This window comes from Streptomyces sp. NPDC000229 (assembly GCF_040300825.1).
In the GTDB taxonomy this organism is placed as follows: Bacteria; Actinomycetota; Actinomycetes; order Streptomycetales; family Streptomycetaceae; genus Streptomyces.
On record NZ_JBEPEL010000140.1, the window covers coordinates 1 to 8,327 of the forward strand.

An 8,327-nucleotide genomic window follows, 5' to 3' on the forward strand; every position below is an offset into this window, starting at 1 on the left:
CGGCTGCGGACGGTGCCGAGCTTGACCCCGAGGGTCGCGGCGATCTCCTCGTACGACAGCCCTTCGATGACGATCCGCTGGACCTGGTTGGTGCCCTCGTAGATCTGGGTGCTTTACGGGTCATACGGCGCTGACCTGCACGGACATCCCTCTTGGCAGAGCCCTCCCCAGCATTTCCCCATGATCGTCAGGAGTCTGCCCAGGTCGGCGCCGTACTGGCGGCAGCCTCCCCGACCGGTCGGAGGAGCGGCAGGCTCCGGGGAGGTTACGCGGTTTCCCGTTCCGTCAACCGTGATCGCTTGACCCGCACGCCCCGGCCTCGGGAGCATCAACCCAGATGCGGGGTACTGGCAGCACGGGAGAGGGGAACCCGGACCATGAAGGTCACCAAGCTGGTCAGCACGTGCGACATCACGGACTGCCCGACGATCTACGCGACGGATCGCGGCACGCTCTTGGTCCAGGGGGAGACTCCGACCGACCACGGGCTTCAGATTCCCGCTCACGAAACCCTGGTCGAGATCCCGACGGAACTGATCCAGAAGGCCATCCGTGACAACCTCATCTAGGACCCTCGGCGACCTCTTCGACACGTTCCAGCGTGAGGCGTTCCGGCTCGAAACCCTCGACGACTACAGCAAGTCGGGGAACGTCGATGCCTATCGCGCGTTCCTGGCCGGGGAGCCGCAGCCGGACGACTACAACGCGGGCTGGGTCGAACAACTCCGCTCACACACCGGAAAAGGGAAACGGGTCTACCGGGTTCACATTCTGCGCCGCCCTCTCACGGACTATCTCAGGTTCGAACTCGGGTGGGGGTACCAGAAGAACATGGCTGGGGGTGAGGAGTTCTTCGTCCTGGACATCACCGACAGGCCGAACCCCCTACAGAACGTACCTGACTTCTGGCTCTTCGACTCCGAGTCCGTGGCCGTGATGAGCTACGACGGCGCCGGAAAGTACCTGGGCTCGGAAATTCTGCCATCGGAACGAACGGCGGAATTCTCCGGGCACCGTGACGCGGCACTCACCCACGCGGAGCCCTTCGCGGAATGGTGGGCCAAGTACGGGGCGTGAACAGGGCACAGTTGGGGGCCGCGCTGCGGGCGCTGCGTCAGGCATCCGGAAAGGAAGCCAAAGCGGTCGCCCGTGGCGCTCTCATGTCTCCGTCCAAGCTCTCCAAGATCGAGAATGCGAAGCTGGCGCCCAGCGCGACGGACGTTGAGCGCATCCTGATCGCCATCGGCGTGTCCGAGGAGATCAAGGCCGAGTACACCGATGCGGCTCGGACGGCCGGCACCGAGACGACCGAGTGGCGGCTGTTGAAGCGGGTTGGAGTCCACAAGGGCCAGCAGGAGGTGAAGGCTCTTGAAGCCCAGATGTCAGTGCTGCGGATGTTCCAACCGGCTCTGGTTCCGGGTCTGCTCCAGACTCCCGAGTACATTCGGGCCGTTCTGCAACGTCACAGCCTGAGTGCAGACACCCTCAACCGCACCGTCAGCGGCCGGTTGGAACGCCAAGCAATCCTCTACGACAGCACGAAGTCATTGCGGTTCGTCATCACGGAACCCGTTCTGCGGTGGCGGCTCGTCCCGTCGTCGATGATGGCTGCCCAGCTGGACCGAATTGTTTCGATGTCCCGCCTGTCTCACCTCGACATCCGAGTAGTCCCGTTGAGCGTTCAGCAGCATGACATCGCGAACCACTCGTTCGCGATCCGGGACAACCGCATGGTCACCGTCGAGACGGTCCACGCCGAGGTGCTCGTCACCGATCCCAGGGACGTAGAAATCTACGTAGAGAAATTCCACGGGTTCGAACGGGTGGCATTGTCCGGTGACGACATGCGGAGCCTGGTCGAGGGAATCCGCGACGACTTTTTGCGGGAACAGGAAACAGGCTAGAGCTGCCTCCGTGGCCCGCCGAAGATGGCGCCATGGAGAGCGAAGAGAGAACTTCCCATCCTGGAACCAACACGCCAGCAGGGACGTGCCTGTCGGAGCCACCGCGCGAGCCGTCACCCAAACCCGGTTGCGCTGACTGCCTGTCCATATCGGTAGCCCGCGAGAACGCCCGCTCCACGTTCGACTACAACGCCGTATCCGACGCCAACGTACGGATGCGCCAGCACCACGCAGAAGCGCACGCGTCATGAGCAAGGGAACGGGATCAAGGCTCTTTGCCGACCGCCCCCTGATGACCATGCGGGTCTCTCCCGACCTCAGGGCAGATCTGGGGCCGGAGCAAGCCGTGGCCACGACGGACGATCTTCCGCCCCTGCTCACGAGCGCTTGGCCGCCATGCGAGTGCTGGAGCTGCACGGAACGCGGCCAAGGTTCCGGACGCTGAAGTCTCTTCCTCTCCTCCCTTGAACTCCCGCCCGGAATGGGCGGCGGCGGTCAGCCATGGCCGCGATTAGTTGAGCAGGAAGGTGCAGTAATGCTGAACGGAACCGACCTGTACGGGCTCGACATCGACGGGGCCTCGTTCGTGAAGGCGTGCGGCGGCCCCTGTACCGAGGGGTGCGTGACCCTGGCCCGGATCGGCGACGACGCCTGGGCCCTCGGCGACAGCAAGCGGCCGGACGCGCAGCCGCTGCGGTTCACCACGGAGGAACTGGACGCGGCCGGGATCGACCCGGCGCGGTTCGGCCTCAACGTCTGATCCTCCCTCTCCGTCAGCCGGGCCGGGTCCATCCCCCGTCCCTGGGCCCGTGCCCGGCCGGCACTTCTCGAAACGGGAACGACTCGTGCACCACCACGGCTATCTGTGGACCGGCCCGAAAGAGCGCTTCGACCACGAGGCCCTACGGCGGCGCCCTCATCCCAATCCGCCCCCGGCCGGAAGCAAGCCGGAACTGATCCAGAGGTATCGGGAGGTCGCGGCGGAGTTCCCGAACGTCGACCTACCGCCCCTCGAAACGGCGTACTGGCTCATCAAGCCCCGTTCCTTAGTTCGTGGCACGTGGGAAGAGGCGAAGGAGGCGGCAGTCTGGCTCGGGCAGCGGCTGGCCGAGCACGCGCCCCGGTTCGCTTCCGAGAGGGAGCGGGAAACGACTCATCTGGCACAACTGGTGAACGCGGCTGCCGCACAACTGCACTCGGGCGCTGATGTGTCGTACGGCTTCTACCTCGAACGTCCCTCGTATCTGTCCCTGGCAGTGGTGACGTGCGCCCCGAATCGTTCCCATTCTGAACTGGCCTGCCCAGTCGAGTAGTCGAATCAAGCCCGGCCCTTCTGGCCGGGGCTTCCTTGGTTGTTAGAGCAACGCGCGGAAGGGGTTGGCGTCTGAGATCGGTTCCGGATGTCTCACCGGCTCGGGCTCCAGGACACATCAAGAACCAGGGCGTGTGGGGACCGGAACGCTTGCTCTTCCCCAACGTGACCCGCATCGGGTACCTGTACGCCGCGTACTTCTACCGGCAGATCTGGATGGTGGCCCTGTCCAAGGGAGAGGTGGCGTACTGCAAGCCGCACTCCATGCGGCACTACTACGGGTCGCGACTGCTGTACGCGGGCGTCCCTGAGAACGACGTAGCGGACTGGATGGGTCACAGCAGCACTGACGTGCTGCGGGAGCACTACCACTACATCTTTGAGGGGGCCGAGCAGCGCGGGCGGGCGGCCATCGCCACGATGTTGACCCCAGACGCGGACGCCCCCACAGAGCGAACAGAGGTGGCCTGAGCAAGGCCATAGCAACGGCCCCCGGCGTGACGCCGGGGGCCGTAGTGTTTGTGCAGCTCAGAGGTTGTTTCAGTCCCAGTGTCAGCCCAGGATTTCCGCAGCATGACGCCCAGGATCACCCCGGAACAGGCTCGAACAGACCGGAACCCGAGCCAGCTTCCCTGACCGGGTCATAGGGCCACTGACCTGCAAAAACCCTGCTAGGGCAGGTTGCGGGCCATGACGATCCGCTGGACCTGGTTGGTGCCCTCGTAGATCTGGGTGATCTTGGCGTCGCGCATCATGCGCTCGACCGGGTAGTCACGGGTGTAGCCGTAGCCGCCGAGCAGCTGGACGGCGTCCGTGGTGACCTCCATGGCGATGTCGGAGGCGAAGCACTTCGCCGCCGCGCCCAGGTAGGTGAGGTCGGCGTCGCCGCGCTCCGAGGCCGCGGCGGCCTGGTAGGTGAGGGCGCGGGCGGCGGAGATCTTCATCGCCATGTCGGCGAGCATGAACTGCACGCCCTGGAAGTCGGCGATCGGCTTGCCGAACTGCTTGCGCTCCTGGACGTACCCCTTGGCGTAGTCCAGGGCACCCTGGGCGATGCCGAGGGCCTGGGCCGCGATGGTGATGCGGGTGTGGTCCAGGGTCTTCATCGCGGTGGCGAAGCCGGTGCCCTCCTCGCCGATCATGCGGTCGGCGGGAATGCGGACGTTGTCGAGGTAGACCTCGCGGGTCGGGGAGCCCTTGATGCCGAGCTTCTTCTCCGGAGCGCCGAACGACACGCCCTCGTCGCCCTTCTCGACCACGAACGCGCTGATGCCCTTGGAGCGCTTGGACGGGTCGGTGACGGCCATGACCGTGTAGAACTCGGAGACGCCCGCGTTGGTGATCCAGCGCTTCACGCCGTTGAGGACGTAGTGGTCGCCGTCACGGACCGCCTTGGTCTTCATGCCGGCGGCGTCCGAGCCCGCGTCCGGCTCGGAGAGGCAGTACGAGAACATCCCGTCGCCCTTGGCGAGCGGCGTCATGTACTTCTTCTTGAGGTCCTCCGAGCCGGAGAGGATCACCGGGAGGGAGCCCAGCTTGTTGACCGCGGGGATCAGGGAGGAGCTGGCGCAGACGCGGGCGACCTCCTCGATGACGATCACGGTCGCCAGGGCGTCGGCGCCCGCGCCGCCGTAGGTCTCGGGAACGTGGACGGCGTGCAGGTCGGAGGCGACGAGCGCGTCGAGCGCCTCCTGCGGGAAGCGGGCCTCCTCGTCCACCGCGGCGGCGAACGGAAGGATCTTGGCCTCGGCGAGCGAGCGGACGGTGTCCCGGAGCATGTCGTGCTCCTCGGACGGGCGGTACAGATCGAAGTCAGGCGTTCCCGCCACTTTCTCTCACTCCCCTGAGCTGCTGCTAACTACCGTTAAGTAACACGAATTTTAGTGGGACTGGCCGAGCCAGGCATACGTGAGTTTGACGACAGCGCGGTCTCCGGGAGAACGGTGCCCGGGGCCGGGCCCGACTATGCTCGGGCCCGCACTCACCTCCCGTACGTCAATGGAGCACCGTATGGCCCTCAAGATCACCGTGATCGGCACCGGATACCTCGGCGCCACCCATGCGGCGGCCATGGCGGAGCTGGGGTTCGAGGTCCTCGGCCTCGACGTCGTACCCGAGAAGATCGAGATGCTGTCGGCGGGGCGCGTCCCGATGTACGAGCCGGGCCTGGAGGAGCTGCTGCACCGGCACGTCGCGGGGATCGAGGGCTCCACCGGACGGCTGCGCTTCACCACCTCGTGGGAGGAGGTCGGCGAGTTCGGCGACGTCCACTTCGTCTGTGTGAACACGCCGCAGAAGCACGGTGACTACGCGTGCGACATGAGTTACGTCGACGCCGCCTTCGGCTCGCTCGCCCCGCACCTGCGGCGGCCCGCGCTGGTCGTCGGCAAGTCGACCGTGCCGGTCGGCAGCGCGGCGCGGCTCGCGCGGCTGCTCGCCGACCGGGCACCGGTGGGCGCGGACGCGGAGCTGGCGTGGAACCCGGAGTTCCTGCGGGAGGGCTTCGCCGTGCAGGACACCCTGCACCCGGACCGGATCGTGGTGGGCGTGGAGAGCGCGGCGGCGGAGAAGCTGCTGCGTGAGGTGTACGCCACGCCGATGGAGGAGGGGTCGCCGTTCGTGGTGACCGACTTCCCTACGGCGGAGCTGGTGAAGACCGCCGCCAATTCCTTCCTCGCGACCAAGATCTCCTTCATCAACGCGATGGCCGAGGTCTGCGAGGCTGCGGGCGGTGACGTCGTCAAGCTCGCGGAGGCCATCGGGTACGACGACCGGATCGGCGCGAAGTACCTGCGGGCCGGCATCGGCTTCGGCGGCGGCTGCCTGCCCAAGGACATCCGGGCGTTCATGGCCCGGGCGGGCGAGCTGGGCGCGGACCAGGCGCTGACCTTCCTGCGCGAGATCGACTCCATCAACATGCGGCGCCGCGGTCAGATGGTCGGCATGACCCGCGAGGCCCTCGGCGACGGCACGTTCCTGGGCAAGCGGGTGGCCGTGCTGGGCGCCACGTTCAAGCCGGACTCGGACGACGTACGGGACTCGCCCGCGCTGAACGTCGCCGGTCAGATCCACCTCCAGGGCGGCCAGGTCACGGTGTACGACCCGAAGGGCATGGACAACGCCCGGCGGCTGTTCCCGACGCTGGCGTACGCGGACAGCGCCCTGGACGCGGTGCGGAGCGCGGACATCGTGCTGCACCTGACGGAATGGCGCGAGTTCCGCGAGCTGGACCCCGCGAAGCTGGGCGAGGTCGTGGCGTCCCGGGTCATCCTGGACGGCCGCAACGCCCTGGACGCGGAGACCTGGCGCGAGGCCGGCTGGACCTTCCGCGCGATGGGACGCCCTCGCGCCTGACCGGCGGCAGGCATGGCGGCGCGCCCCAGGGGCACCCGGTCGCCATGGCTTTTGCGACGCTCACTCTGACCGCGATCGACTGTCCCGAGCCGCGCCGACTGGCCGAGTTCTACGCCGCGATCCTCGGTGGCGAGGTGAAGGACGAGCACACCGAGGACGGCCGCTGGATCGACCTGTACCTGCCGGACGGACAGCGGCTCGCCTTCCAGAAGGCGCCGGACCTGCGCCCGCCCGAGTGGCCGCGGGCCGACAGGAACGCCCAGCAGCTCCACCTCGACCTGGACGTCGAGGACATCGACGCCGCGCAGGAGCGGGTGCTGGCGCTGGGCGCCCGGCCGCTGGACGTCGACGACGACGGGGGCAAGCGGGGCTTCAGGGTGTACGCGGATCCGGCGGGGCATCCGTTCTGCCTGTGCCGGGCCTGACCGTTACGCCGGCTGCGCGGCGTCCGCCGCCTCGCGTACGACCCTGGCCGCGTTGCCCCAGGTCAGGCCGGCGATGTCGGCCTCCGACCAGTCGCGGTGCAGGAGCTCGGCGATCAGGTTCGGGTAGCAGGACGCGTCTTCCAGGCCGATGGTGTGCGGGGCGTCGGTCGTCATGCCGTACGAGCCCGACAGGCCGACGCACTCCGGCCCGGCGACCTCGCGGACGTACTCGACGTGGTCGGCCACGTCCCAGAGGGTGGCGGGCTGGTCGGCGCGGCGGGTGACCTGGTCGGGGGCGAAGCTCACCATGCAGACGCCGCCGTTGGCACGCAGGCGGCGCAGCACGTCGTCGGGGACGTTGGCGGAGTGCGGGGTGAGGACCTGGGCCGCCGAGTGGGAGAGGATGACCGGCGCCTTGGAGACGTCGAGGACGCGGTCCATGGTGGCCTCGGAGGCGCCCGAGAGGTCGACGAGGACCCCGAGGCGGTTCATCTCGCGAACCGCCTCCTCCCCGAACGGTGTCAGGCCGTCGGGGTCGGCGGTCCAGCGCGTACCGGCGATCCCGACGCTGCGGACGCCGAGCGCGTGGTAGGCGCGGAGGGTGCCCAGCGAGTCGCCGAGGGCGGCGCCGGACACGGGCCCGAGGAGGGACGCGATACGGCCGCAGTCGCGGGCCTGGACCATGTCGGCGGCGGTGAGGGCGAGGCGGAGGGCCTCGGGGCAGGACGCGATGAGGGTGCGCACGGCGTCTATTCGGTCCAGCGTGTCCTGCACGGCGGCGGGGCCGGGGGTTACGTGCAGCGACCAGAACTGGGCGCCGACGCCCCCGGCGCGGATGCGGGGGATGTCGGTGTCGAGGAGGGCCGAGCCGTGCTGGAGGTCGTGCCACTGCGTGCGGTCGAGCTCCTGGGCGAGGGTGTTGTGCCCGTCGACGACGAGCTGTGCGGCGAGCAGCACCCGGGCCCGCTCGACGTCGATCTCGGCCGGGGTGGGTGCCTCCGCGGCGCCGTCGGGCGTGTCGTCGAGTTCACCGATCGCGGAGGGTGCCGCACAGGGGTAATCCTGAAGGTCTGCCATGGGGAGCTCCGCTCCGGACGAACGACGAGCCGACAGGGCCACGGTGGCACGCGCCGGTGCGGGGGTCGCGGCGACGTACTGCGTTCGGGTGACCACTGCGCGGAGCGGCGCGCGGCCGGGGCGGTTGCGGCCGGGGCGGCGCGCGGCCGGGGCGGTTGCTGCCGGTGGGCCAGGGTCGGGGCCCCTCCGGGCTCACCTCCTCGCCGTCGGCGGGGTGCCCGAGCACTCTCGTCGCCGTTTCCGGCCGCCGATCGG

10 protein-coding genes and 1 pseudogene are annotated in these 8,327 nt (G+C 68.3%); 8 read left to right on the forward strand and 3 right to left on the reverse strand.

Annotated features, from left to right (window positions below; translation table 11 throughout):
* Positions 1–68, reverse strand: a pseudogene (locus ABT360_RS34570) (sigma factor-like helix-turn-helix DNA-binding protein); the annotation flags it as partial.
* 309 nt (positions 69–377) lie between these two features.
* Here ABT360_RS34570 and ABT360_RS34575 point away from each other — a divergent pair.
* The 6 genes from ABT360_RS34575 (at position 378) to ABT360_RS34600 (ending at position 3,687) form a co-directional block, all read left to right on the forward strand.
* Positions 378–569 carry a hypothetical protein gene (locus tag ABT360_RS34575; protein ID WP_351825601.1) on the forward strand — a complete coding sequence of 64 codons (192 nt, stop codon included), beginning with the start codon at positions 378–380 and terminating at the stop codon, positions 567–569.
* Positions 553–1,077 carry a DUF6879 family protein gene (locus ABT360_RS34580; RefSeq protein WP_351825603.1) on the forward strand — a complete coding sequence of 175 codons (525 nt, stop codon included), beginning with the start codon at positions 553–555 and terminating at the stop codon, positions 1,075–1,077. Before ABT360_RS34575 ends, ABT360_RS34580 begins: the two co-directional genes overlap by 17 nt.
* Positions 1,074–1,904, forward strand: a complete 831-nt coding sequence (locus ABT360_RS34585) for a helix-turn-helix domain-containing protein (RefSeq protein ID WP_351825605.1) — start codon at positions 1,074–1,076, stop codon at positions 1,902–1,904. Before ABT360_RS34580 ends, ABT360_RS34585 begins: the two co-directional genes overlap by 4 nt.
* Positions 1,905–2,439: 535 nt before the next feature.
* Entirely contained in the window at positions 2,440–2,664 is a 225-nt protein-coding gene (locus ABT360_RS34590; protein WP_073757712.1) for a DUF397 domain-containing protein, read from the forward strand.
* Positions 2,665–2,749: 85 nt separating this feature from the next.
* On the forward strand, positions 2,750–3,217 hold the full coding sequence (locus ABT360_RS34595; protein WP_351825608.1) for a hypothetical protein: 468 nt from the start codon (positions 2,750–2,752) through the stop codon (positions 3,215–3,217).
* 149 nt (positions 3,218–3,366) lie between these two features.
* Positions 3,367–3,687 carry a tyrosine-type recombinase/integrase gene (locus tag ABT360_RS34600; RefSeq protein WP_351825610.1) on the forward strand — a complete coding sequence of 107 codons (321 nt, stop codon included), beginning with the start codon at positions 3,367–3,369 and terminating at the stop codon, positions 3,685–3,687.
* Positions 3,688–3,887: 200 nt separating this feature from the next.
* Here ABT360_RS34600 and ABT360_RS34605 read toward each other — a convergent pair whose 3' ends face one another.
* Entirely contained in the window at positions 3,888–5,045 is a 1,158-nt protein-coding gene (locus ABT360_RS34605; protein WP_351825611.1) for an acyl-CoA dehydrogenase, read from the reverse strand.
* A gap of 181 nt (positions 5,046–5,226) precedes the next feature.
* Here ABT360_RS34605 and ABT360_RS34610 point away from each other — a divergent pair, with 181 nt between their 5' ends.
* Both ABT360_RS34610 and ABT360_RS34615 read left to right on the forward strand, forming a co-directional pair.
* Positions 5,227–6,570 (forward strand): UDP-glucose dehydrogenase family protein, encoded by a 1,344-nt coding sequence (locus ABT360_RS34610; RefSeq protein WP_351825613.1) that lies wholly within the window; start codon positions 5,227–5,229, stop codon positions 6,568–6,570.
* A gap of 44 nt (positions 6,571–6,614) precedes the next feature.
* Positions 6,615–6,995: a VOC family protein gene (locus ABT360_RS34615; RefSeq protein WP_351825615.1), complete on the forward strand. Its 381-nt coding sequence runs from the start codon at positions 6,615–6,617 to the stop codon at positions 6,993–6,995.
* 3 nt (positions 6,996–6,998) lie between these two features.
* On the opposite strand, the gene ABT360_RS34620 is transcribed toward ABT360_RS34615, so the two are convergent.
* Positions 6,999–8,072 (reverse strand): dipeptidase, encoded by a 1,074-nt coding sequence (locus tag ABT360_RS34620; RefSeq protein ID WP_351825617.1) that lies wholly within the window; start codon positions 8,070–8,072, stop codon positions 6,999–7,001.
* Positions 8,073–8,327 lie beyond the last annotated feature (255 nt).